At 50.8% G+C, this 24,235-nt stretch carries 18 protein-coding genes; 12 read left to right on the top strand and 6 right to left on the bottom strand.

All coding sequences use genetic code 11. The features are described from left to right. Positions 1 to 20 precede the first annotated feature (20 nt). A complete protein-coding gene (locus tag ACYU87_RS18935; RefSeq protein WP_461135647.1) occupies positions 21 to 3,455 on the bottom strand; it encodes a ThuA domain-containing protein in 3,435 nt (1,144 codons plus the stop codon). Positions 3,456 to 3,615: 160 nt separating this feature from the next. After that, on the bottom strand, positions 3,616 to 4,392 hold the full coding sequence (locus ACYU87_RS18930; RefSeq protein ID WP_461135646.1) for an META domain-containing protein: 777 nt from the start codon (positions 4,390 to 4,392) through the stop codon (positions 3,616 to 3,618). Positions 4,393 to 4,540: 148 nt separating this feature from the next. On the opposite strand from ACYU87_RS18930, the gene ACYU87_RS18925 reads away from it, so the two are divergent. Both ACYU87_RS18925 and ACYU87_RS18920 read left to right on the top strand, forming a co-directional pair. Further along, positions 4,541 to 5,455, top strand: a complete 915-nt coding sequence (locus ACYU87_RS18925) for an LEA/WHy family protein (protein ID WP_461135645.1) — start codon at positions 4,541 to 4,543, stop codon at positions 5,453 to 5,455. A gap of 335 nt (positions 5,456 to 5,790) precedes the next feature. Then, positions 5,791 to 7,089, top strand: coding sequence for an Hsp70 family protein (locus tag ACYU87_RS18920; RefSeq protein ID WP_461135644.1), 1,299 nt, complete (start codon positions 5,791 to 5,793; stop codon positions 7,087 to 7,089). 17 nt (positions 7,090 to 7,106) lie between these two features. Here the strand turns inward: ACYU87_RS18920 and ACYU87_RS18915 are convergent, their stop codons facing one another. The 4 genes from ACYU87_RS18915 to ACYU87_RS18900 all read right to left on the bottom strand — a co-directional run bounded on the left by ACYU87_RS18915 (position 7,107) and on the right by ACYU87_RS18900 (position 12,592). Next, the gene (locus tag ACYU87_RS18915; protein ID WP_461135643.1) at positions 7,107 to 7,838 is read right to left on the bottom strand and encodes a hypothetical protein; all 732 of its coding nucleotides are present in this window, start codon (positions 7,836 to 7,838) and stop codon (positions 7,107 to 7,109) included. Positions 7,839 to 7,922: 84 nt separating this feature from the next. Continuing rightward, positions 7,923 to 9,494, bottom strand: a complete 1,572-nt coding sequence (locus ACYU87_RS18910) for a DUF1501 domain-containing protein (RefSeq protein WP_461135642.1) — start codon at positions 9,492 to 9,494, stop codon at positions 7,923 to 7,925. Between the two features lie 125 nt (positions 9,495 to 9,619). After that, on the bottom strand, positions 9,620 to 11,170 hold the full coding sequence (locus tag ACYU87_RS18905) for a DUF1800 domain-containing protein (RefSeq protein WP_461135641.1): 1,551 nt from the start codon (positions 11,168 to 11,170) through the stop codon (positions 9,620 to 9,622). A gap of 171 nt (positions 11,171 to 11,341) precedes the next feature. After that, complete coding sequence (locus tag ACYU87_RS18900) at positions 11,342 to 12,592, bottom strand: MFS transporter (protein ID WP_461135640.1); 1,251 nt, start codon at positions 12,590 to 12,592, stop codon at positions 11,342 to 11,344. Between the two features lie 331 nt (positions 12,593 to 12,923). Between ACYU87_RS18900 and ACYU87_RS18895 the strand changes: the two genes are divergently transcribed. The 10 genes from ACYU87_RS18895 to ACYU87_RS18850 all read left to right on the top strand — a co-directional run bounded on the left by ACYU87_RS18895 (position 12,924) and on the right by ACYU87_RS18850 (position 24,223). Further along, positions 12,924 to 14,060 (top strand): Gfo/Idh/MocA family protein, encoded by a 1,137-nt coding sequence (locus tag ACYU87_RS18895; RefSeq protein WP_461135737.1) that lies wholly within the window; start codon positions 12,924 to 12,926, stop codon positions 14,058 to 14,060. 227 nt (positions 14,061 to 14,287) lie between these two features. Further along, positions 14,288 to 15,433, top strand: a complete 1,146-nt coding sequence (locus ACYU87_RS18890; protein WP_461135639.1) for a Gfo/Idh/MocA family protein — start codon at positions 14,288 to 14,290, stop codon at positions 15,431 to 15,433. Between the two features lie 30 nt (positions 15,434 to 15,463). Continuing rightward, positions 15,464 to 15,841 (top strand): four helix bundle protein, encoded by a 378-nt coding sequence (locus ACYU87_RS18885; RefSeq protein ID WP_461135638.1) that lies wholly within the window; start codon positions 15,464 to 15,466, stop codon positions 15,839 to 15,841. Positions 15,842 to 15,926: 85 nt separating this feature from the next. Further along, positions 15,927 to 16,979: a sugar phosphate isomerase/epimerase family protein gene (locus tag ACYU87_RS18880; RefSeq protein WP_461135637.1), complete on the top strand. Its 1,053-nt coding sequence runs from the start codon at positions 15,927 to 15,929 to the stop codon at positions 16,977 to 16,979. Between the two features lie 187 nt (positions 16,980 to 17,166). Continuing rightward, on the top strand, positions 17,167 to 17,370 hold the full coding sequence (locus ACYU87_RS18875) for a hypothetical protein (protein ID WP_461135636.1): 204 nt from the start codon (positions 17,167 to 17,169) through the stop codon (positions 17,368 to 17,370). A 38-nt stretch (positions 17,371 to 17,408) separates the two neighbouring features. Continuing rightward, entirely contained in the window at positions 17,409 to 18,437 is a 1,029-nt protein-coding gene (locus ACYU87_RS18870; protein ID WP_461135635.1) for a phosphotransferase, read from the top strand. Positions 18,438 to 18,455: 18 nt separating this feature from the next. Beyond that, positions 18,456 to 20,534, top strand: coding sequence for a tetratricopeptide repeat-containing sensor histidine kinase (locus ACYU87_RS18865; RefSeq protein ID WP_461135634.1), 2,079 nt, complete (start codon positions 18,456 to 18,458; stop codon positions 20,532 to 20,534). A gap of 164 nt (positions 20,535 to 20,698) precedes the next feature. Next, on the top strand, positions 20,699 to 21,472 hold the full coding sequence (locus ACYU87_RS18860) for a response regulator (protein ID WP_461135633.1): 774 nt from the start codon (positions 20,699 to 20,701) through the stop codon (positions 21,470 to 21,472). A 446-nt stretch (positions 21,473 to 21,918) separates the two neighbouring features. Next, complete coding sequence (locus ACYU87_RS18855; RefSeq protein WP_461135632.1) at positions 21,919 to 23,394, top strand: T9SS type B sorting domain-containing protein; 1,476 nt, start codon at positions 21,919 to 21,921, stop codon at positions 23,392 to 23,394. A 37-nt stretch (positions 23,395 to 23,431) separates the two neighbouring features. Next, a complete protein-coding gene (locus ACYU87_RS18850; RefSeq protein ID WP_461135631.1) occupies positions 23,432 to 24,223 on the top strand; it encodes a ThuA domain-containing protein in 792 nt (263 codons plus the stop codon). The last annotated feature ends 12 nt before the right edge of the window (positions 24,224 to 24,235 follow it).

Genomic DNA, 24,235 nt, shown 5'->3' with positions numbered 1-24,235 from the left:
AGACGATTCTAACTTTCTCCTTACATACCCTGCGTCGAGAACTGTACCTTATCGACGGCGAACAGGGCTTTCTGTTTGGCTTCGGGATTAACGAAGATCAGATATAGTTTATGAACGCCCGAAACGGGTTGCCGGAAGGGCAGGTTTACCGCGCCCACAGTACCTGATTTAACATCGGCTTCGCCCAGTAACGCACCGGTTGGTGAATCGAGCCGGGCTTCGAGTTTACCACCCACCACCTGATCGCTTGAGGCAAATACCGAAGGGGTAAGCCCCTGGATACCCGTCATATCGATGTCGTTGAATACCAGATAGCTGCCTGATTTTGTGCCGATTGCGGCAGGGCCCAGCTTAGGAATGTCATACTGGAAGATATCCTGTTTGCCATCGGCCGAAATTGCTTTTACCGAGGGTGACCGTAGCGCCAGCGACGTTGACCCCGTCAGCGGACCAATCGCCCCGTTACCCCGGTCGGTATAGCTGGCGGTTAGAATATAAGACCCATCTTTCTTTTGCTGCGCTGGAACGTAATCACCGGCTAGTGGCTGGCGATTGGCTTTCTTTTCGTCGGCCAGGGAAAGAATGTAGCGTACCATATCCGTAGCTTCGCTTTCTTTCAGTTGAGGGTGAGCACTCATGGCCTGTTCGCCCCAGACACCACCACCGCCGTTGATAACCTTGCGGGCCAGTTTCCCTTCAATCTGGAAAGCCCCCTTGTATTTTTTGGCAACATCCAGGTAAGCGGGTCCAATGGATTTTTTGTCGATGGCATGACAGGCTTTGCAATCGCTCAATTCAATCAGGCGCTTGCCGGTTGAGAAACCTAAGTTGGCCTGGTGACCCTGTGCCAGCATTGTTTTGTCGAATCCTTCGAGGTAATCAATTGTCATGGTCACATCTTCGGGACTAATGCCTTTCTGTAATGTACCATCTTCTTTGTCCATCACCTTCACCGAATACTTAACCGGCTTATCAGGGAAATAGAACGTTTTATTACCCGTTACGGCTACTTCTACTTTGGGCTCGTCGTTGCCAACTTTTATGTCCATCGTTTTTGTTGCCACATTACCCGCAGCGTCGGTTACTGTGAGCGTGGCTGGATACGTACCGGGTTTACTAAAGGTCACGGTAGGTTTTGCCGTCGATTGCTTGGGCGCTCCGTTACCGAAAGACCAGGCATATTTCAGGGCATCGCCATCATAATCCATCGAGCCTTTCGAGTCGAACTTCACGGTCAGCGGAGCCGAACCAACTGTTTTGCTGGCGCTGGCCAGAGCAACGGGCTTTCGATTACCTGCATTATAGGTAATGCGCGACAGGCGGGCATCGGCGTTGGCCGCAAACCACTGCTGGCCGTATTCGAGCGTGTACAGGGAGCCGTCATTAGCAAACTGCATATCAATAACGTGCGAGAATTTCGTGCTGGGCATGAACGTCTCCATTTTTACGAAGTCGCCGTTTTTCTCCATCGTTACCGGGTGAATCCAGTCGCGCATCCAGTCGTAGGCAAAGAATTTACCGTCGTAAGCGCGGGGAAACTTTACGGCCGATTCCGCATAATCGTCGTAATAATAAACGGGGCCGCCCATGGCGTTCCGACCCCCTTTGCTAACAATCGGGCCGAACTCGGGCGAGTCAGCGTAGGGGTAGTAGATAAAGGCTTTTTGGGCGGGAGGTAGCTCCGTGAGACCTGTGTTGTGTGGTGAGTTGTTGATTGGTTTCATCGGGTCGAACAGGGGCCCGGTGGTGCTATCGGCGAAGGTCCGGGCGTGATACGGACGGTTGTCAGCTACGAATAGCGGCCAGCCGAAGTATCCTGCCTTACGAGCCTGGTTCATCTCATCATGACCACGTGGGCCATATTTCTCGCTGTTTTCACCGGCATCAGGGCCCACTTCGCCCCAGTACAGAAATCCCGTGCGCTGATCAACTGAGATCCGGTAAGGATTCCGGTTGCCCATCACATAAATTTCGGGGCGGGTTTTGGGGGTGCCTTTTGGGAACAGGTTACCCTCGGGAATCGTGTACGTGCCATCCGCTTCGGGGTGGATACGCATGATTTTTCCGCGCAGGTCGTTGGTGTTGCTCGATGTTAACCGGGCATCCCAGCCGCCACGGCCCTGCCGTTCATCGATCGGAGCGAATCCGTCGGAGTTGAACGGATTCGTATCATCACCAGCTGATAGGTAAAGGTTTCCCTTACGATCCCAGGCAATCGACCCGCCCGTGTGGCAGCAGCCATCGCGTTTAACAGGAACTGTCAACAGCACCTTTTCGGTGTTCATAAGCAGCGTATCCCGAATGTCATCGTACACAAAACGCGACAGATGCTGAGCCGTATCGGCTACCGTTTTTCCCGTGATGGGCGAGTAATACGCGTATACCCATTTGTTTTGCTTGAAATTGGGATCAACGTTCAGGCCCATCAGACCGTATTCAAACTTGGTGAATACAGGAAAGTTAGCCACCACTTTTACCGACTTCGTTTTAGGATCGTACAATTTCAGGGCGCCTTTTCGCTCGGCGAAAAGCACTTTGCCATTGTCGAGTACAACCAGTTCGGTTGGTTCGTCCAGATTAGCTGTCAGAACCTGGCGATCAAAGCGGTTCTCTTCCGGAAAAGGCTGCGTTGTCGCCTGACCAAATTTCAGGCTGGTGGCCATAACGGATTTAATACCGCCCAGAATGTGCTGCAAAAACAGCGGATCGCTGTAAGACTCGTCGGTATGGCCGCCCCCTGTGTAGAACGCTTTGCCACCTTCAAAATCGTGATGCCAGATAAAGGGGTGATTGTCGCCGTTTTTGCCACCTTCATACGTTTTCTCATCCAGTTTGCCCAATACCTTCAGGTCAGGCTGAATGTTCTTGTAGCTGTACCACTCGTCAAAGCGTTTCCAGCGGTCGGGCAACATCTTGGTCGACGGATGATTTTTGTCGACGATCTCAATTTCAGCGTTCTGCTGCTTGGGGTGATTGAGGAACCAGGCACCGGCCAGCTTATTGTACCACGGCCAGTCATACTCGGTATCGGCCGCAGCGTGAATGCCTACATAGCCGCCCCCTGCCTGGATATACCGTTCAAAAGCGGCCTGCTGCGCATCGTCGAGCACATCGCCGGTGGTGCTGAGCCAGATTACCGCGCTGTATTGTTTGAGGTTGGCTTCGGTAAACTTCGAGGCATCTTCGGTTGTGTCAACGGCGAAGTTGTTTTCTTTACCGAGTTTCATGATCGCCAGTTTACCAACCGGGATCGAGCCGTGTCGGTACCCTTTGGTTCTGGAAAAGACCAGAACCCGGTTCAGCGCAACGGAATTTTGGGCCGACGTTACCACCGATTTACTGGCTGTACGTTTGGCAGCCGTCTGAGCTTCGGCGGATGGTATCATGCCGGGCACGGCCGTTGCCAGCACGCCCGCCAGCAGCCAGGCGCGGGAGGGAAGCCGTAGGGTTTTCATGGAGTTTTTCAATTTATGCAGATTGCTTGGGTAAACTGGTAAGGAAGCGCAAAAGGTTAACTTATTTGAGGATTCGATTGACTTTTATCGAGAAACAAAAGTAAACAAAAAGCGAACGCTATCGTGTAGTCGTTCGCTTAAAATAAAGGATGAATACAGGTTAATCTACTTTTTTGAATGTCATCACGGATTTGCCTTTCGAGAGGAAGGTTAATAGTCCATCGCCAATTCTATACGTTAGGGGATTCGCTAATTCGCTTAGGAATTTACTCTCGATAGAAGCGATACTACTATCGCAGGCCATCCGTGTGGTGACCAGTGGCCCGAACAGAATATTGCGCGTGTCGGCTTTGATTGTGCCGCTGAGCCGGTTGCAGCCCGTTGTGCCGGTTACCCGACCCTCGGAAAGAGAAATCTCTAAACGCGGTGCTTCTTTCCGGGGGCCACCGGCTACTATTGGCGTCCCTTGCAGGTCGGTGAGTACCCAAATGTCGTTTAGTAAAGTCAGCTGGCGTAAGGAAGCACCGCAACCGGCGTAGTTTTTACCCCGAAAAGCGACTTCGGCCCGGTAGTCGTAGCGTTGGCTGGATAGTTTGTCCACGCAGCTATCGGGACGAAAAATGATGTTGACCCGGTTTGATTCTGTTCCGGTGCTGTAGCGAAATACGCCATCCGAATCAGACTGGCGCTCAGGGGCCGTTGTTGTGAGGCTATCGCCATTTGACCCTTTAAAGCGCAGAAAGTTCTTCGACGAATTAATGGTTAATGACCAGGCCGGGTTGTTGCCTATGGCGATGAGGTCGTCACCCGATTTAAGTTGTTGGCTGTAATCAGTAATAGTAACCTGGTTCGCTGGTGTAAGCATAGCCGCAAATTGGGTAGACGGACGACGACAGGCAGCGGTCAGGAGGAGGAAGCCAAGCAAGGCAGTTCGCATATGATTTAACGAATGAGTTCTGGGTATAAGACCTGCATTCTGCTAAAAAGTTTAACCTGATCAGGTTACTTCGCTAAACAACTAGTACTAGATCAAAACAGTCGCCTTACTGGGTTGGTTACCCAGTTTCAATTCTAGACGACACGTTATGAAAAAGGGAGGTATTGCGGTACTCGTGCTGCTGCTGGTTGGTGGCCTAGGCGCCTATGTTTGGTACAAGCGGCTGGAAGACAAGCAAACAAGTACCGAAAAGCCGTACGACAATACGATGAAGCCACGGGTGGAAATGAGTCGATTTGCCATCACCGACATCGATGAAGATACCATCCGGATGAACCTGTATGTGCTGATTGATAACCCATTACCGGTCGGCTTCGAATCCCCCAGCCTGGATTATACATTTTTCATTGCTAACACGCCCGTCATGGTTGACGCCTACAAAAAACCGATCCAGATAAAATCGGGCGACAGTACGTTGGTTGTGTTGCCCGCCAAGCTGGTGTACAAAAAGCTGGTCAAGGTGCTCGAAACGCTCGATCGGAAAGATATTGACAGTACCAGCTATAAAATGCAGGCCAAATTCGCCCTCGATGTGCCTATTCTGGGCGAGAAAACATTCGTAACCACGGTGGATAAACGAATGCCGACCATCTATTTGCCGAAGGTGAAAATTAATGACATTGACTTCGGAAAACTGGGCCTCAAACGGACGGATGTGGCAGCTAATGTGAGCATCACGAATAAAAACAAAGTGCCTCTCAACATCACCGATGCTCATTATACTGTAACCATCGACGGGAAAGAAATCGCTGAAGGAAGCCAGCCCGAACCCATTCTGATAAAAGCACAGGCGACAACGCCGGTGGTTTTTCCGGTGACTGCCCATCCGGGTAAAACGCTGAGTGTGTTGCCCAAGATGCTATTCGACAAAAAAGACACGCCTTACTCGGTCAAGTTTCGGTGCAAGATTATCGACAAAAAGGGGAATTCGTCGTTTGCCAACAGCAAATTTGCCTCGACGATTACAGGAACACTCGATGATTTCAAGAAAGTAAAGAAATGACCGATGTGAAAGCTTATCGGTACCGGGTTTTATTGATTTGACTGAATTTGCCGCTAATGTGATGAATTGATTGAGGGCGATTCGACGCAGTTCTTTACGTTGAATAAGTAGCTTGGTGCCGCAGGATCGACGCTTAGAACAGACTTTTTTTTCGGATAAATCAGGCGAACGATCAAACTTGTTCGTGGCTATGCAGAGGTTGTGCTACCAAAGTCATATTTTAAAGGTAGATTTGCGCCCTTTTTATTTAGTAAAGGTCGTGCATCGCTATGTCGGTTTCGACAGCTACGCTGGTAAAGCCGGGTTTTGCATGACGATAGTTGAACCAGATAGCAATGACGATTATCTCCTGCGGTATAGATTTTGGTACATCGAATTCAAGCATAGCCATTGACAAAAACGGCGAAATCAGTCTGGTTCCGGTCGAGCAGGCGCACGTAACGATACCCAGCGCTTTATTTTTCCGGAGTGTGGATAATAAGGCGTTCTATGGCCGGGCGGCCATCAACATGTTTCTGGATCGGCAACCGGGGCGTTTCATGCGAAGTCTAAAGCGGGTACTGGGCACGTCGCTCATGAAGCAGGGAACCGTAGTCAATGGGGCTGCCATGAATTTTCCAACGATTATCTCCTCGTTTATACAGCAGGTAAAAAATAAAGCCGATGCGGTTGCCGGGCAGGAAATCGAGCATGTGGTGATGGGGCGACCTGTTCACTTTGTTGACAATGACCCGGCTGCCGATATTCGGGCGCAGGACGAGCTGCGGGCGATTGCCCAGCGCATTGGCTTCAAGCACATCGAGTTTCAGTTCGAGCCGATTGCTGCGGCTTTTGCCCACGAGGCCCAGTTAACCGCCGACAAACTGGCAATAGTTGTCGATCTCGGTGGGGGAACCTCCGATTTTACGGTCATCAGGCTGTCGAAGAATTCAATTCACAAAACCGATCGATCGTCGGATATTTTAGCCAGTACGGGTGTACGGATTGGCGGCAATGATTTCGATAAAGAATTGAGTCTGGCGGCCATTATGCCCGAACTGGGTTACCGCAGCACGTACGGCGATAAAAATCTGGAAGTTCCGCTAAAGCAGTACCACGATCTGGCTGAATGGAGTAAGGTCAACATGCTTTATACGCCCAAATTGATTTCGCAAACCCGGCTGTTGCTGCACCAGTCGCACGATAAAAAGCGCTACGCTCGGTTGTTGCATGTGCTCGAACACGAAACGGGCCACGCGCTCCTGGCCGCTTCCGAAGAAACTAAAATTGCCCTGACCTACGATCTGGAACATAAAGCCGCTTTCGATTTTATCGAAGACGATTTCTCTATCCTGATAAAGCGCGACCTGTTCGAGAAATCTATTCAGGAAGAGGTCGACAAAATCGCGGAGTCTGCCAAACAGTGCCTCCAGGATGCGGGTGTTCGGCAGGAAGCTATTGATCTGGTCATTCTGACGGGTGGCTCCACCGAAGTGCATTCCATACAGGTTGCTTTCAAACAACTCTTCCCGAATGCCGCCATCGCCGACCAGAACAAACTCTCCAGCGTTGGCCTGGGGCTGGCCTATGATAGCCAGAACCGATTTGGCAAGACCAGCAAACAGGCCGGATCGGCCGCTACAGCCCTCGCCTGATAAGCTTTTTTTTTCAGTTAGCTATCGGCTGGGCGCAGCTGAGACATGGTCAGTCGCCGAATGGACACCAAATGACCCATAAGCACAACTGGAACCACGAAACCGGGTAACCAGATAAAGGGGAATTTCAGTATGGCTACGTTGGGTTGATCAAAAGCCAACTGCTGAAAAGGCAATGGTGCTGATAAGATCGCGTGTGTAACCACATTGACCAAAAGTAGCAGAGCCAGCACGTTCCAGACTAAAAGCCATCGGGTTGATATTAGTGGGCGATTAAATGAAAAATAAGCCATTATCGGTGCCGTTAAACCAGCCAAGATATCAACATTGCGCCCTTCGAATGTTATCAATTGTGGAACTTGACGGTAGATAAATAAGCCATAGAGTACGATCTCAACCAGCACACGAACACTGTTCAGGTAAGTGACTGCGGGGAGCGAAAGTGCATCCAGAAACCGGCGACCACTTGGCAAAACAAATAACGTTATAATCATTAGCATTGGTAGCAATACGGCTGGTAGCAACCGGGGTGGTCTTGCATTCAGATTGAGGAAAAAGTCCTGACCAGCCAGCAGACCTATTATACCTAACCAGATGAGCAGGCCCGTCAATATGGGAAATGTGCGTTTGGTCATAGACTGCCGAACGGCTATCAGGAAAGCAAACAAAGTCAGCGCCGTTGTCAGGGCGAAGAAAACAGCCAGCCACAGGGGCGGCTTTGTGAGTAGATAGGCTAAATTTGGTTGCATGGTTTCCTGATATACAGGGGTTGCTTACGTGAAAGGGACCCCTTGGCTCTACTACATTGACGCAACCAAAGTAACGAAAAAGTATTACCGGGTCACCGATAGCCGCTTCGTGAGTAAGCCCTGGTTGGTCTCTACCTGCACTATATAATTGCCAACGGGCAGATTTCCTACATCGATCTGGGCGTAACCTGGCGCTGTCAGGACTGGGTTTAGCGTCGTTCGCCGTCCCTGCATATCGGAAACCTGTACGGATGTCAATCCTTTTGCCAGCCAGTCCGATTCGAGCGCTACATTGCCCGATGCCGGATTCGGGTACAGTCGGAGATCCGTTTCACCTGATTCCGCAGTTGTGGTCACTGGCGAAGACCTGAAGACATTGGCCACCGGAAAATTACGGAACAGGGCTGCCGTTTCAGTACTGGCATCGGTACCAAACCAATCGGTCAGAATGGCCGCGTACACCTGCCGGAAATCGATCTGCATTTTCAGGTTGTTGTTGTCCAGATCGCTGAGAGTAGGGTTTTTACCCACCATGGGGGATTTGATAGCCGTCCCGAACACAAACATGGGGGCTGACGTGCCGTGGTCCGTGCCGCGACTGCCATTGGAAATTGCCCGTCGACCAAACTCCGAGAATGTCATGCCAACTACCCTGTCTTCCAGTTTTAACTGGGCCAGATCGGTCTGAAAAGCCAGGACCGCATCGGACAACGTTCGCAACAGGTTGGCGTGGGTACCCGTTGTTGTATCGGTGGCATCGACCTGATTGGCATGGTTATCGAAGCCGCCCAATGTTACGTAATACACCTTCGTCTGCAATCCACCACTAATTAGCCGGGCAATGATTTTCAGTTGTGCAGCCAGCGAGTTGGTTGCCGGATAGGTAGCCAGGTTTTTTCCCTTCCCGGCGGCCATTTTGATCTGTCCGGCATAACTGACCGAACTCGCCTGTTGCTGTCGGATGTAATCGATCTGCTGACCAGCGTAACCGGTTTGACTGGTCAGCGGGCTTTTGGGCGTGTCGCCAACCAGTCGGGCAAACGTATCGGGATCCTGTAACACAATGGCCATGGAGTCTGTTGGGCCAAGCAGCGAGGTGGTTGCCACGTAACCAATCTGAATAGCTGGTGGGTCGGGCATCGTTACCGTTGGGTAGTTGGCTGGAAAGCCCGGGTATTGCTTATTGAGGTAGCGCCCTGCCCAACCCGATGAGGCTGTTTGGCTGGAATCGACCGCGGTCATCCAGATATCGCTGGCCCTGAAGTGCGAGAAGTTGGGCGTTGGGTAAGATACACCCTGAACGATACTCAACTTCCCGTCATTAAATAATTGTTGCATACCCGTCATGGCTGGGTGCAACCCCGTTTGGGCGAATTTTTTCAGTCGGAGCGCTCTCGCTTCGGGAATGGCAATGTTTCCGCGAAAGCTCGGTGCCGAATACACATCCATTTGATCGAGCGGAATGACCATATTCAGCCCATCGTTGCCTCCCTGTAACTGAATGATTACAAGCACCCGATCTGTCTGGTCAGCCAGGTTTATAAGGGATTGCACAAAGGACGAAGGGCGCGCAAACGCTTTGGCTCCGAATCCATCAATGAGAACTGGTAGAATCAGCGACGAGGCTGCCTGCTGTAAAAAGTTACGACGTTTCATGAGTAAAGAGCGAAATAGTGAATGAGCGAAAGAGCGATCCGTTGGAGCGATGAGTGAGTCAATGAGATCAATTCGATTCGCGTTGGGAAACCGCTCTTTCGCTCATTCACTCTTTCGCCCTTTGATTAATTCACCTGATACTCCGCCATGCGGAAGATGTATTGCAGAAAAGACGTCAGTTTTAGCTGAACCGCCTGTTTCTTGGCGGTGTCGGAGGGCGCTTTGGTGTAATCGTTCCACTCGCTGGTCCACTCGTAGCGGGGAATGGAGTTCAGCAGAATCGTATCGGTCAGAAAATCATTCTGGGCCTGATCGAGTGGGAGAGCCAGCAACTGCGCTGTCAGATCAGTTACTAGCTTAGCGGCATCGCCGGGGTTGGATAGTGTTTTGACATACGTCAGTACGTCGACGGCCAGTTTACTGTTCAGCTTCAATGCATTGGTCGTAAGGGAATCGCTGAAATAGCCCCTTAGCCCCAGCGTAGTGGCGTTGATCCATTGCTGATAATACCCCGTTTGGTAATAGGCGGTCCAGCCGAATACCGTCGGTGGATTCAATAGATCCTGCTGCTCTTCGACTAAGCGGGCGTTTATATAGCTCCCGACCTGATAAAAACCGGCTATGTTTTTCGTAGGATCGGGGGCCTGTACACCCCAGAAGCGTAAGGTGCCCACAACCAGATCGGTGGGTGATTTAATGATGGCCCCCTGCAACGCTGCATCGAAGAAATGCTGACTCTGGAAAAGAGCGCTCAATACTGGTTTTAGCTCAAAATTACCTGTTCGGAATAGCTCGGCCAGCGGCTGAATAAAGTCGGCTTCGACCGCAGTCGGAATATCGGCGTTGATGAACCAGCGATACAGCTTCCGGCAGATGTAGCGGGGTGTCTCGACATTGTTGAGTATCATGTCGAGCAGGTCGTTTAATTCGTCCAGGCCCGCCGTAACTCCCGATCGCCCTTTTATGACGGTAGTCTGGTAAGTGGCCGAGAACGTTTTGTCGGTGGTGTCGTGCCGACTGGCCTTGAATGCACTGCCGATGGTCGCGTTGGTTGCATCGCGATACCCTGTATCTACCCAACCTGTCAGGACTCTAGCGGCTGCCTTGACGTCGTCTTCAGTATAGCCCCCGTTGCGCCCGATGGTAAAGAGTTCCTGAAGCTCGCGGGCGTAGTTTTCGTTAGCGGTACCCACCAGATTCTGGTTGCCATTCAGAAACCGTAGCATGGCCGGGTCCTGCGTAATGGCAATGGCACAGGCTTTGAGATTACCGAGCGCAAACTGCCGGAGCAACGCATTGTACCGATAGGTATACCGATAATCATTGACCGTTGTCGTGTTGGTAACGAAGTGGTTGGACCAGAAAAGGGTCATTTTTTCGAGCAACGACACTGGCTGGTTGAGCATCAGGTTAGCCCACCACTGCTTAACGTACGAAGTCAGTTTGCCCGAATTTGCCATGTCAAATGGCTGATCATGAAACGATTTGCTTGTCGCCAGATCAAGGGGCGGGGCGGGCGTCGGCTGATCGACCAATAGTTTAGCTACTATCTGGGCTGCTGTTTGTCCGGTAAGCGTCTTCAACTGTTCTGGGGTAGGGCCAAACGTGGCCCGCCGAAGAAGATGAGCAACCTGAGCTGTTGTCAGGGGCGTTGTGTATACATCGAGTAAAGCCACCGCCTTATTAATTAGATAATTAGATTAGTAATTTGACTAATTGACGATAAAGTAAGCGATAGCGTTAATACATAAGTCACAGTTAATTGACTTTTAATTACTTAGTTAACAGAAAAGCCTGAAATCGTCGATTTCAGGCTTTTCTGTTAATGGATTGCTTTATTTAATAACTTATAACTGAGGCTGTTCCAGGATGACCGTTTCATCGACATGGCCTGGTTTCCGGTTGCGCATGAAGAAGTATAATCCGCCAAATGCCACAATAAGAATCACGGGGAAGATAACCATGTGCGCCAGTGTTGCCTGTCCGGCTGCCAGCTCGACGGCATCGCCCGAAAGGCCCCGACCTTTAGCCGCTGCTGTCTCAGTATCAATCCAGCCACCGATGATCGGTTGGAAGATGGACGTGGCAAACATACCCATACCCCCCATAATCGACATACCGAAAGCACCCGCACGAGGAATATATTCCGCGACAAAGCCAATCATGGTTGGCCAGAAATAACAAACGCCAATGGCGAATATGACCGCTGACACGTACACCATCGGGCCAGTAGCGGTGCTCATCAGGTAAACGCCCAGAGCCGCAAAAATTGCCGAGCCGAGTAATACGCCGGTTGGGTTCAGGCTGTGTACAACCGGTCCGGCAAAGTACCGTCCTACGGCCATCAATCCCGTTACCAAAGCCAGAATGAGCATTGGGCTAGCACCCGCTTTACCCAGAATAGGACCCACCCACTGCTCAGGACCGAATTCAGAGATAGCGGTCAGCGCCATGCAGGCCAGCATGAACAGATAAAGGGGTGACATCATTGATCTCAGGTTCTCGCCGGTAGACGCAGCTCCTTCTACTTTGCTGGCCGGAAATTGTTGTCCCAAAAACATGAATGCGTAAACCACGGCCGGAATCAGAATGGATCCGATTTGCAACTGCCAGCCCAGGCCAGCGTCGGTCATGAATTTCGATACCAGGGTTCCGATAACAATGCCGCCCGGAAACCACATATGGAACCGGCTCAGCATTTTGATCTTCACATTACCGTCGTACATGTCGGCAATCATAGGGTTACAGGCTGCCTCTACCGTACCGTTACCGAACCCGACGAAGAAGGTCGATAGGAGCAATGTCCAGTAGCCACCTGCGAAAATGGTCATGATCAGGCCCAGTATGTGCGTTGCGAAAGCTACCCACACGATGCGCTTGGGGCCGATGACGTTGTAGAGCGGGCCGCCAAAGATCATCGCGATCGGAAAACCCAGAAAGGCCATCGCGTTGACGTAGCCTAGCTGTTCGGCCGTCAGATTGAACTCCTTACCCAACTGAGTAAGAACACCAGCCCGGATGGCAAAAGCCATCGCGGTAGTGATGAGCGAAAAGCAACTGGCGTTGAACAGCCGCGAACGATTAATGGTTAGGCTCATTTCTGCGAGATAAAAGTGGTTTAGCGACAGGATTAATAAAAAAATTAAAAGACAGGAGGTGCCATAAACTCCCTACCAAGGGATGGTTTTTGTGCAAAATTTCCGAAAAATAAGAGAAAACAGCTAATTTTCGGCTGTAAAAAAAGAGTTATGGGGTATGGTTAGTGGTTTACGGTCAGCTGTTGCGTGTGTATTGCTGACCCGCCAGCCAACCGTAAACTATCAACCACCAACCATAAACCCTGAATCGGGTACAGTAAACCAACCCCTGTAACCCTCTTTTCTAACCTGTTTACTCTCAACATCAATACCAATGCACAGAAAATTGCGAATGGGTATGGTTGGCGGAGGGCTTGATGCCTTCATTGGTGCCGTTCACCGCCGGGCCGCTGGTTTCGATGGTGAAATCGAATTGGTTTGTGGCTGCTTTAGTGCCTCGCCCGATAAATCGAAGGCGACCGGCCACGCCCTGTACCTGCCCGAAGACCGGATTTATACGTCTTTTCAGGAGATGATTGAGCGGGAGAAATCTCTTCCCGAAGGCGAGCGAATGGATTTTCTGACCATCGTGACACCAAACCACATGCATTTTCCGCCCGCTAAAATGGCGCTCGAGAATGGATTTCATGTGATGTGCGATAAACCCATGACGCTGAATCTGGCCGAAGCGAAAGAATTGGCTGCCCTTGTTGAAAAATCGGGTCTGGTGTTTGGTCTTACGCACAACTACACGGGCTACCCGATGGTGAAGGAAGCCCGCGATATGGTGCGAAATGGTAAGCTTGGGAAGATTCGGAAAGTGGTCGTTGAATACCCGCAGGGCTGGCTTTCGAAAGATGAAGAGCACAACGACTACAAGCAGGCCATCTGGCGTACTGACCCCACAAAATCAGGGGCCGCAGGTTGTATGGGTGACATTGGTACGCACGCCGAAAACCTGGCGGAGTACGTGACGGGGCTGCACATCACCGAACTCTGCGCCGACCTGACGGCCTTTGTGCCGGGTCGCCAGCTTGACGACGACGGGAACGTGCTGCTTCGTTTCGACAATGGGGCCAAGGGTGTTCTGCACGCCAGCCAGATTGCCAATGGGGAAGAAAATTCGCTCAAGATTTACGTCTGGGGTGAACTGGGTGGTATCGAGTGGCACCAGATGGAGCCAAACACGCTCAAATACAAAACGCAGGAAGGCCAGCGCATCATCCGTCCGAACGTGGGAAGTTTGTCGGCGTCGGCATCGGTTCACTGGCGGTTACCGGCGGGCCACCCCGAAGGTTTCTTTGAGGCTTTCGCCAACCTCTACCGTAATTTCGCTTATGCTGTGAAAGCCCACATGGAAGGGCGGGAAGCGGACCCACTCTATGACTTTCCGAAAGCGGCAGACGGTGTTCGTGGCCTGGCCTTTATTGATACAGTCATCGCGTCGAGCCAGAATGATTCGACAAAGTGGACGACGTTTAAAGAGTGAATGAGTGCAAGAGCGAAAGAGCGGCCTGTCAGAGCCTTGCATTGACTGCCAGCCTACTCAGTGAAGGCTATTAACTTGTAAAAAATTATCTAAATCCCGTAAAACAGTGAGCGACTGACATAAAGGGTGAAAGAGTGAACGAATGAACGAGTGTTTGCTGCGAAATGACTTCGCTCTTTCATTCTTTTGCTCTTTCGCTCTTTCATTTTTTCGCTCGTTAAACCCTCATGCAAAAAATTAACATCGGTGTTGTTGGCACCGGATTCATCGGTCCCGCGCACATCGAAGCCCTGCGTCGCCTGCCAAACACGAACGTTCTCGCTCTGTGCGAAGTGACCCCCGAACTGGCCCGCCAGAAAGCGGATCAACTAGGCATTGAACGGTCGTGTACATTCGACGAACTGCTGGCTATGCAGGATATAACTGCCGTACACATCTGTACCCCTAACTTCCTGCACTTCTCGCAGTCAAAAGCGGCTTTACTGGCAGGTAAGCACGTAGTGTGCGAAAAGCCACTGGCCAAAGATCTGCACGAGGCCAAAGAACTGGTCGACCTCGCTGCGCAAACGGGTCTGGTCAATGCCGTTCATTTTAACCTGCGCTATTATCCGCTCGTTCGTCAGATGAAAGTAATGCGCGAACAGGAAGCGCTGGGTGATGTGTATTCCGTCATTGGCTCTTATTTGCAGGATTGGTTGTTTTATGACACCGATTATAACTGGCGGCTCGAACCCGACAAATCAGGCGATTCGCGGGCTATTGCCGACATCGGCTCTCACCTGATGGACAGCCTGGAGTACATTACCGGCCTCAAAACGGTCGCTGTTATGGCCGATTTCAACACGGTGCATAAAGTTCGCAAGAAGCCCCTCAAACCCGTTGAAACGTATTCGGGCAAGATGCTTCAGCCAGAAGATTACGCTGATGTCCCCATTAACACTGAAGACCACGCCAACGTATTGCTGCGGTTCGACAATGGCAACCGGGGTGTCATTACCGTATCGCAGGTATCGGCAGGCCGCAAAAATCAGATGCGTTTAGAAATCGCCGGTTCGAAGAAAACGTTTGCCTGGAATTCCGAAGCGCCCAACGAGATGTGGATCGGTAACCGCGACGGGGCCAACGAATCGTTCCTGCGCGATCCGTCGCTGGCTCACCCCGAAGCCCGGTCGGTCATCAGTTTCCCCGGCGGCCACAACGAAGGGTTCCCGGATACATCGAAGCAGTTGTTCAAGGAGGTGTACGATGCCATTGCCGCGGGTAAGCAACCCGAAAAGCCAACGTATCCAACCTTCGCCGATGGCTATCGGGAATTGCTCATCTGCGAGAAAATTCTGGAATCCAATCGCAAGCAGGCTTGGGTGGAGATTTAATGTAGAATGAGTGATTTGTAGAATGAGAGAATGATGGAAGCGACGCCAGTTTTTTCGGGGAAGGAGGAGTTTGTCGAAAGCTTCAAACGTAGAACAAAAGAATTTGTGTTGCGAAGCGTTCGTGTATTTCAGGCCCTACCCCAAACCGAAGAAGCTCAGATACTGGGTAAGCAGTTTTTGCGATCGGCATCGTCGACGGGGGCTAATTACCGAGCTGCTTGCCGAGCCAGAAGTAAAGCTGAGTTTTATGCAAAGCTGAGCATCACTATTGAAGAAGCTGACGAATCACTTTTCTGGATGGAGGTTTTGGCTGAATCAGGCATCATAGCAGTCGGTCGCCTTGAAAGTTTGATGCAGGAGGCTACTGAAATTATCAAAGTACTCTCCAAAGCGCGCAAAAATACCTGAATAAATTTTGAATGAGTGAATGATAGATTATCGCGTTTGTGCCATTCTATCATTCACTCATTCGCTCATTCAAAAGTAGACATACATGAAAACAATGAAAGGTCCGGGCATTTTTCTTGCCCAGTTTCTGGGTGACGAAGCCCCATTTAATTCGCTCGATACGATTGCCAGATACATGGCAGATCTGGGCTATAAAGGTATCCAGATTCCAACCTGGGATTCGCGTCTGATTGACCTCAAGCAAGCCGCCGAGAGCCAAACGTACTGCGACGAACTGAAAGGGAAGCTGAAAGACATTGGTGTTGAAATCACCGAACTGGCTACGCACCTTCAGGGTCAGCTGGTAGCCGTACACCCGGCTTACGGCGCTATGTTCGATGGCTTCGGGCCGGCCGAGTTGGCAGGTAAGCCGAAAGACCAGCAGGCTTGGGCGGTTGACCAACTGCTGATGACCGCGAAAGCCAGCAAAAATCTGGGCCTGAGTGCCAGCCCTACTTTCTCAGGGGCGCTGCTGTGGCCATTTGTATACCCTTGGCCACAACGTCCGGCGGGTCTGGTTGAAACGGGCTTCACCGAACTGGCCGATCGCTGGTTACCGATCCTGAACGCCTACGACGAAGCCGGAGTTGATCTTGCCTACGAGCTTCACCCCGGCGAGGACTTGCACGATGGAGTTACCTTCGAGATGTTCCTGGAAAAAGTGGGCAACCACCCGCGCGCCGGTATCAACTATGACCCGAGTCACTTCGTGTTGCAGCAGCTCGACTACCTGCAATTCATTGATTTCTATCACGAACGTATCTACGCCTATCACGTGAAAGACGCGGAATTCAATCCGACGGGTAAGCAGGGCGTATATGGCGGTTACCAGGGCTGGGTTGAGCGGGCGGGCCGGTTCCGTTCGTTAGGCGACGGGCAGGTCGACTTCTCGGGCATCTTCTCCAAACTGGCTCAATACGATTACGATCGTTGGGCTGTGCTGGAGTGGGAGTGCGCGTTGAAACACCCTGAAGAGGGCGCTGCCGAAGGAGCCCCCTTCATCGAAAACCACATTATCCGGGTCACCGAGCGGGCTTTTGATGACTTCGCCGGAACCGGCGCCGACGATGCCTTCAATCGGCGGGTTTTAGGGTTGTAAGGTAAAGTATGCTTCGTTTTTTAGTGTCAGGTTTGGTAGCCTGACACTTTTCTTTTGGTATCAAAACTTACCGTAGTAAGCTAATGGATTAAAACCTTTATTTGGGAGACCAGGAGGAAATAACAAGGTGAGAGTGACACAGTGAATTATTGAAAAAGCAGATTTCACCGTTAAACAGACAGAAAACATGGCAGGTCAGGGTTCAGGCGGTAACGTGTTGGCAGCTCTTTGTAGCTTTTTTATTCCCGGTTTAGGTCAGCTTTTGCAGGGTCGTCTGCTGATGGCCATTTTACAGTTTATTCTGGCGGGCGCCCTTTGGTTTTTCCTGATGGGCTGGATCATTCACTTGTGGTCGATCATTGATGCAGCCCGGTACAATCCTGCCAACTGAGCAAACGTTCGTATCCTGATCACAGCTACTCATCGCGTATGGCCACCTTTCCCGTTTCGTCCTCCATCTTGTCGTCGGCTCATCTGGGCAAATTTCTACAGAAAAAATACGGCCTTGGCGAAAACACATCCTGCCAGGTGCTGAAGGCTGGTGTCAACCATTCCTATCTGCTGACCGATGGTACCAGCAAAGCGATTTTTCGGATTTATAGTCTTGACTGGCGTACCGAAACGGAGATCAATGAAGAGTTACGATTGCTGACGCTCCTGCAGAAAAACGGACTTCCGGTGTCCTATCCGCTGGTCGATTCAGACGGTGGGTTTATTCAGGAATTTAGTGCCCCCGAAGGCAGGCGTTTTGGTGTCCTTTTCTCGTTTGCCGAGGGCGAAAAGTTACTGACCTTTTCGGGCGAACTGCACTATAAAATAGGGCAAATCATGGCCCGCTTTCACCAGCTTACGCATAACCTGACCCTAAAGCGGGCTCGCTACACGCCCCAGCTTTTACTCGTTGATTCACTTGACTTGGTGAAGCCGTTTCTAATGGCTGAATCGACCGAACTGACGTTTCTGCACGATATCCAGCGCTATTTACTGGAGGAATTTTCGACAATAGACCGCACCAGAACACGGGAAGGAATCGTGCATCTGGATATTTGGTTCGATAATCTGAATATTGACAAGGATGGTCAGGTAACCCTGTTCGATTTTGATTTTTGCGGGAGTGGGCTGCTCTGTACCGACATCGCTTACTACATTTTGCAAATTCACAGTACGGAAGCCGATGAGGCCGAATTCTGGAAGAAGAAAGAAAGCTTCCTGGCTGGTTATGAGTCGATCACGAAAATCAGCGAGGAGGAAAAGCGCCTGTTGCCTATGTTGGGACTGAGCGCTTATCTGTTTTATCTGGGCGTTCAGTGCCAGCGATTCGACAATTGGTCGAACGTATTTCTGAATGATTTGCACCTGAAACGATTCATCAATTTACGCATAAAGCGTTGGGCTGATTTTAATCGTATATTTCCTGCCGATAAAGTAGACTCTATCACCTATTCCTCTCCTGGTTAATCATTACAAGACGTTATCATGAAACGACATGTATGGGTTTTGTATGGCCTTTTGGTTGTACTTGCGGTGAACGAGCCAACTCAGGCACAGCGTCGGCTGATCGATAGCCTAAAAACCACGTTGACGACCAAACTCCCCGATACAACCAAGGCACATACGTACTACGATATCGCTAACAGCTTCTTCAAAGAAAGCAGGCTCGATTCGGCGCTATACTACCTGAAACCAGCTCAGCAACTTTATCAGAAAGCCCATGATCTGGCCGGATTGGGCGATTACAACCTGCTCACCAGTGCCATACGACTGCATCAGGGGTTGTTCGACGAGTCGATTCTGTGTTCGCAGGCTGCCATCAACTACTTCACGAAAAGCCATAAACCGGGTTCGGTCGCCAAAGTGTATCATAACCTGGGGCTGCTGTACAAAACGATGGGTGGCGATTTACGGGTACGGGTCAACCTCGAAAAAGGATTGTATTACATGCAGCAGGCCATTAAAATTAACCAGGAACTCAAGAACAACCGCGCTCTGTCGGAGAACTACATTAACCTCGGAATTATTTATGAAGACCTGCGCGAGTACGAGCGGGGAAGGGAGTGTTTCCTGAAAGCACTGGCGATCAATGATGCCGTGCATGCCAAGCCCGAAGCGTACCGGGTCATTTACAATAACCTTGGAAAAAATGCCACCGTGCAGGGCCAGAATGAACAGGCAATTGTGTACCTCAACAAGGCCCTGGCCATCAATCTGGAACTCAACCGAACAACCAGTCTTGTTCATAACTATCGCAATCTATCTACGGCGTATCAGCTCCTGCAAAAACCCGAACAGGCTGTTTTATACGGCGAAAAAGCCATTATGCTGGTAGAGAAAAGCAAGGATGCGCCACTGACTCGTTCGGTTTACAAAATGATGTCGCAGATGTACGCGAGCGTAGGAAAATACGAGAAGGCCTATCGGTACGCCGTGCAGCAGAAGCAAATCGAAGATTCGTTGATGAATCTAGACAAAACACGCACGGTAGCCCGCCTGGAAGAACAGTATACCTTAAAAAAGTCGAACGAACTGGCAACGATTCAGGCCGGGCTGGCTTTGGCCAAAACCAGAGAAATTGCCCGTATTGAGTCAACTAAGGAAAGAGAGATTGCGGCTATGCAGGCCGAAGAGAACCGCCGGATTGCCCGTGTAAAAGCAATCGTTGATATTGAAAAAACGCGGGCAATCGCCGATGTTCAGGCTAAATACGAAACGCAAAAACGAGTAAGCCAGATTGCGGCCCTTGATCAGCAGAACCGACAGCAAACCCGGCAGGTGAATTACATGGCTGGTGGCCTGGGGCTGCTCGGTTTACTACTGAGCCTTCTGGTGGGTCAATATTGGGCACTGCGACGGGCCAACAGGCGATTGTCCATTCAGAACGAGATCATTACCAGCAATAGCCAGCAGTTGGTCAGTCAGTCCGATCAGTTGCGTACCCTGATGAAAGAATTGCATCACCGGGTTAAAAATAACTTAGCGATCGTGTCGAGCCTACTCACCTTACAGGCAAACGGCCTAACGGATGAGAAAGCTGTGCAAGCGCTTCGGAAGGGGCAGCAGCGGATACAAGCTATGTCGCTCATTCACCAGCGATTGTACCAGACAGATCGGGTAACCATCGTTAACATCCGGGAGTACCTGACCGATTTGGCCGTGAGCCTGATGCAGGCGTACGGATACGAATCCGCTAACTTCGATTTACAGGTTGATGTAGTTGTAGAAGAATTGGATGTCGATGTGGCCGTGCCGTTAGGGCTGATTGTGAATGAATTAATTACTAATTCGTTCAAATACGCCTTTGCTCATCAGAAGCACCCACGACTGCGTATCAGACTTGATTATGCCACGGAAGCCGTGCAGCCCGGTATTACGCTGGAAGTGCAGGACAATGGCCCCGGTATAGCGTCTGCCGACTGGCAGAAAGGTAGTAGCCAGACATCATTCGGTCGACGTCTGGTGGCTACCCTAACCGAACAATTAGACGGTAAATTTGAATTGACATCCCACAACGGCACCTTGTGTCGGCTGCATATACCCCAGAATCGTCTGGCGGCCTGATGGTTCGTTTGCTGAGAAAACACGCTTGTTGCCCATTGCATGGATAGAATCAGCGTAATAATAGCCCATACAGTACTATCCTGGATCATTTATGAACCAATACTAGTTAATTAGCAGACATTGATACGATTGTCCTACCCCAATCTTATAAATAGTACCCGTTGATGACCCCTGATGAACGCGTTCACATTTTAATAGTAGAAGATGAAGGTATCCTGGCCATGGAGTTGAGCGATAGCCTCGAAGCCGATGGCTACTTTGTTGTGGGTATTGCGAACAACGGACGCAAAGCGCTCGACCTATCCAAGCGACAACGTGTCGATCTGTTACTCTGCGATATCACCATAAAAGGGGACTGGGATGGTATTGAAACCGTAGAACACATAACCGCCGAACGGCCTATTCCCGTTATTTACCTAACGGCCCTGACGGATCGGGGAACGCTGGAACGGGCTAAACAGACCTACCCAGCGGCCTATGTCAACAAACCCTACCAACTAACCAGTCTCAGAACCGCTATCGAACTGGCCATCCACAACTTCAGCCTCCGAACCAAACCCGCTCCGGCCGTTGCGGCAGCAACTGAACGGAGCACAGCGCGGGAGAAGGAAACGATTCTGCAAATCGAGGACCATTTATTCATCAAGCAAAACTACCAGTTTGTCAAAATAGACACAGCAGAGTTACTCTACCTGGAAGCCGATAATGTGTACACTACCCTGGTTACGACCAACCGAAAGTATGTTGTCCGGCAAACGTTGAGTGGTATTCTGGAGCGAATGAACTTACCGTCTCTGGTTCGGGTACACCGATCCTACGCGGTTAATATTTACAAAGTGGATTCCTTTAACGATGCCGAATTAAGCATCGGAACGCAGCTGATCCCGTTAAGCCGGAGCTACAAAGAAGAATTTCTGCAGCGGTTCAATCACTATTGAGCAGCGACTAACGAACCGATCGGGTTATGTCGGGATTACCCGCCGAATGTCGTTCACATCGTCAGTCTGGTCGTTCGCTTACTGATTTCTTCCATTGACAACTTTCCTAGGGCGCAACGATAGGCCAGATACTATCTTTATAACGCTATCAACTAAAAGTCCTTCTGCCTGAATTGAGCCAGGCTAAATACAGTACTAATCAGAAAATGCCCCTTTGATGCAGTAATTCCGTCCACACCGTCTAAAAAAGCCGCTCCTAAACAGAGTGGCTTTTTTGGTATATTTAACCGCTGGGGATAGTGTCTGTGTTCGCGAAAAATCAGTACCTTAGATACCCCTCGTTCGGTGGGCCGGGCCGTTGATATTCAGCTTCGGTTTAATAATTTCGGGTTATGCGGAAAGGATATAGTTGGCTTCTGGTTAGTCTCGTTGCGCTCCTTCCCGGAATGCTTACGGGACAAAACCTTATTCCCAACGGTAGCTTTGAAACGTACCGAAACTGTCCGCGACAGGATAATCAGCTCATCGAGGCCACACCCTGGTACAATCCCAACCGGGCCACTCCCGATTTCTACCACGAGTGCTTCAGAACCGGGCAAATGTTGTTACCACCCCATTCGGGCCAGGGCGTAGGGCGTTTATTTTTTGATCAGGGGTGGGCCGAGTACCTGGGGGTACGCCTGACCAAACCCCTGATCGCTGATGAGTGCTATTATTTCGAGATGTACATCGCTACGGATACGCCCGGCAAATACCTCACGGAAACACTGGGGGCTTATTTTTCGGCAAGCCCGGTTACGGACGCCACAACAACGGATATTCTGCCCGCCCGTCCGCAAATTCTGGATACGCAGCCTAAAAGCAGCCTTGGCCGCCTGCAATGGCAACGGGTTGCCGGTTTTGTAACGGGCAAGGGCGGGGAGCAGTACATAACCATTGGGAGTTTTTACAAGGAGCCACCTTTTCTGGGGTTCTATTACTTGTTCGTTGATGATGTATCGCTGGTACCTGTCAACCTCGATCTTGGGAAGGATACCACCCTGTGCGGCCGTAAGAGTACCTGTTTACTCAATGCAACCACGCCCGGAGCATCTGATTATCGGTGGAATGACGGAAGTACCAAGCCTACCTTGCTGGTCACAAAGCCCGGTAAATACTCCGTAACGGTGCTTACTACCTGCAAAACACTTACCGATAGCATTACGGTCGACTACTCACTTGACTTCAGCCTGGGTGTCGATACAACCATTTGTACTGGACAGACGCTCTCCTTGCAAATACCGGCTGCAACGGCGTCGAGTTACCGATGGCAGGATGGCTCATCAACGAATACACTGACGGTACGTCAGGCCGGGCAATACAGCGTACAGGTAACGCAGGCCAGCTGCATTGCCCGTGATACCATTCAGGTAAAGTACATCCGCCCCCCCGAGCTGGAGTTAGGACCCGATAAACAATTGTGCGGGGCGCAGTTATTCGTCATCAGGCCGATTGTTGCCGAGGGAACGTTTACCTGGGCGGATCAGGTTGGCGGTATGGAACGGACCGTAAGTAGTTCGGGCGTATACCGGGCGAGTGTGCAAAATGCCTGCGCCACCGTAGCCGACTCAATTATGATTGATTATAGCGCCTGCGATTGCGTTCTTTACGCCCCCAACACCTTTACCCCCAACGACGACGGGCTGAATGATGCCTTTCTGGCCTACGGGTGCGGAGACATTACCATTACATCGCTGGCTATTTTCAACCGCTGGGGAGAAGTTGTTTTCGAGACAAAAGACTCGCCCTTCCAGTGGGATGGTAATTACCACGGCGATCGGTGCGAAACAGGTGAGTACGCATGGCGGATTCAGTATCGGCTCAGGCAACGGGGTAAAGTCATTACTGATCAGAAGACGGGTCCCCTGAGCCTGATTCGCTAGCCGGATCATCAGCTTATTACGAAGAAGGTACTCATTCATGGCAACGTATTTTACGAAACGAGATTTTATTCGCTCCTCATTGATCCTGGCTGGGACCGCTTGGAGTGGCTCCCTGTTCGGGCAATCCGCAAAGCCCCGGTTTAACGTGCTCGTCATGACCGAAGCCGGTGGCATTCATGCGCCCTTCGTAGCTGCGGCAAAAACATGGCTCGCCGATCAGGCTGCCACAACCAGTTTTGCGATCCATTACATTGAGAATGCCGAGCCGATAAACGATAAATTTCTGGCGCAGTATCAGCTGTTCATCCAGTTGAATTACCCACCTTATATGTGGAGCGATACGGCAAAAGCGGCCTTTCAAAAATACATTACCGAAGGGAAAGGCGGTTGGATCGGGTTTCACCATGCCACCCTGCTGGGCGAATTCGACGGGTACGCCATGTGGCCCTGGTTCTCCGATTTTATGGGCGGTATCCGGTATAAAAATTACATTCCCGACTTTGCCAAAGCAACCGTACGAGTTGAAGCAAAAAGTCACCCCTGCCTGAAAGGAGTACCCGCTTCATTTGAGATCCAGAAAGAAGAATGGTACACCTACGACAAAAGCCCGCGCCCTAATGTCAACGTACTGGCCTCAGTTGATGAATCAACCTATTCGCCGGACTCGCCTATCAAGATGGGAGACCACCCGGTAGTCTGGTCAAACGAGCGAGTAAAAGCGCGCAATGTCTATATCTTTATGGGGCATCATCCCAACTTGCTGGACAACAAAGCCTTTACCACCCTGTTCAGGAATGCTATCCTGTGGGGAGCCAGACAGAAAAACTAAAGCATTTGTTCC

The organism is Spirosoma lituiforme (assembly GCF_054776635.1).
This window is presented reverse-complemented; position numbering and strand designations above follow the sequence as displayed.

Excerpts from the sequence above, each read along its gene's own strand:
- ACYU87_RS18860 (WP_461135633.1), top strand. The coding sequence starts at position 20,699 with ATGACCCCTGATGAACGCGTTCACATTTTAATAGTAGAAGATGAAGGT.
- ACYU87_RS18855 (WP_461135632.1), top strand. The coding sequence starts at position 21,919 with ATGCTTACGGGACAAAACCTTATTCCCAACGGTAGCTTTGAAACGTAC.
- ACYU87_RS18870 (WP_461135635.1), top strand. The coding sequence starts at position 17,409 with ATGGCCACCTTTCCCGTTTCGTCCTCCATCTTGTCGTCGGCTCATCTG.
- ACYU87_RS18895 (WP_461135737.1), top strand. The coding sequence starts at position 12,924 with ATGGGTATGGTTGGCGGAGGGCTTGATGCCTTCATTGGTGCCGTTCAC.
- ACYU87_RS18890 (WP_461135639.1), top strand. The coding sequence starts at position 14,288 with ATGCAAAAAATTAACATCGGTGTTGTTGGCACCGGATTCATCGGTCCC.
- ACYU87_RS18865 (WP_461135634.1), top strand. The coding sequence starts at position 18,456 with ATGAAACGACATGTATGGGTTTTGTATGGCCTTTTGGTTGTACTTGCG.
- ACYU87_RS18850 (WP_461135631.1), top strand. The coding sequence starts at position 23,432 with ATGGCAACGTATTTTACGAAACGAGATTTTATTCGCTCCTCATTGATC.
- ACYU87_RS18925 (WP_461135645.1), top strand. The coding sequence starts at position 4,541 with ATGAAAAAGGGAGGTATTGCGGTACTCGTGCTGCTGCTGGTTGGTGGC.
- ACYU87_RS18920 (WP_461135644.1), top strand. The coding sequence starts at position 5,791 with ATGACGATTATCTCCTGCGGTATAGATTTTGGTACATCGAATTCAAGC.
- ACYU87_RS18900 (WP_461135640.1), bottom strand. The coding sequence starts at position 12,592 with ATGAGCCTAACCATTAATCGTTCGCGGCTGTTCAACGCCAGTTGCTTT.
- ACYU87_RS18875 (WP_461135636.1), top strand. The coding sequence starts at position 17,167 with ATGGCAGGTCAGGGTTCAGGCGGTAACGTGTTGGCAGCTCTTTGTAGC.
- ACYU87_RS18885 (WP_461135638.1), top strand. The coding sequence starts at position 15,464 with ATGATGGAAGCGACGCCAGTTTTTTCGGGGAAGGAGGAGTTTGTCGAA.
- ACYU87_RS18910 (WP_461135642.1), bottom strand. The coding sequence starts at position 9,494 with ATGAAACGTCGTAACTTTTTACAGCAGGCAGCCTCGTCGCTGATTCTA.
- ACYU87_RS18915 (WP_461135643.1), bottom strand. The coding sequence starts at position 7,838 with ATGCAACCAAATTTAGCCTATCTACTCACAAAGCCGCCCCTGTGGCTG.
- ACYU87_RS18930 (WP_461135646.1), bottom strand. The coding sequence starts at position 4,392 with ATGCGAACTGCCTTGCTTGGCTTCCTCCTCCTGACCGCTGCCTGTCGT.
- ACYU87_RS18880 (WP_461135637.1), top strand. The coding sequence starts at position 15,927 with ATGAAAACAATGAAAGGTCCGGGCATTTTTCTTGCCCAGTTTCTGGGT.
- ACYU87_RS18935 (WP_461135647.1), bottom strand. The coding sequence starts at position 3,455 with ATGAAAACCCTACGGCTTCCCTCCCGCGCCTGGCTGCTGGCGGGCGTG.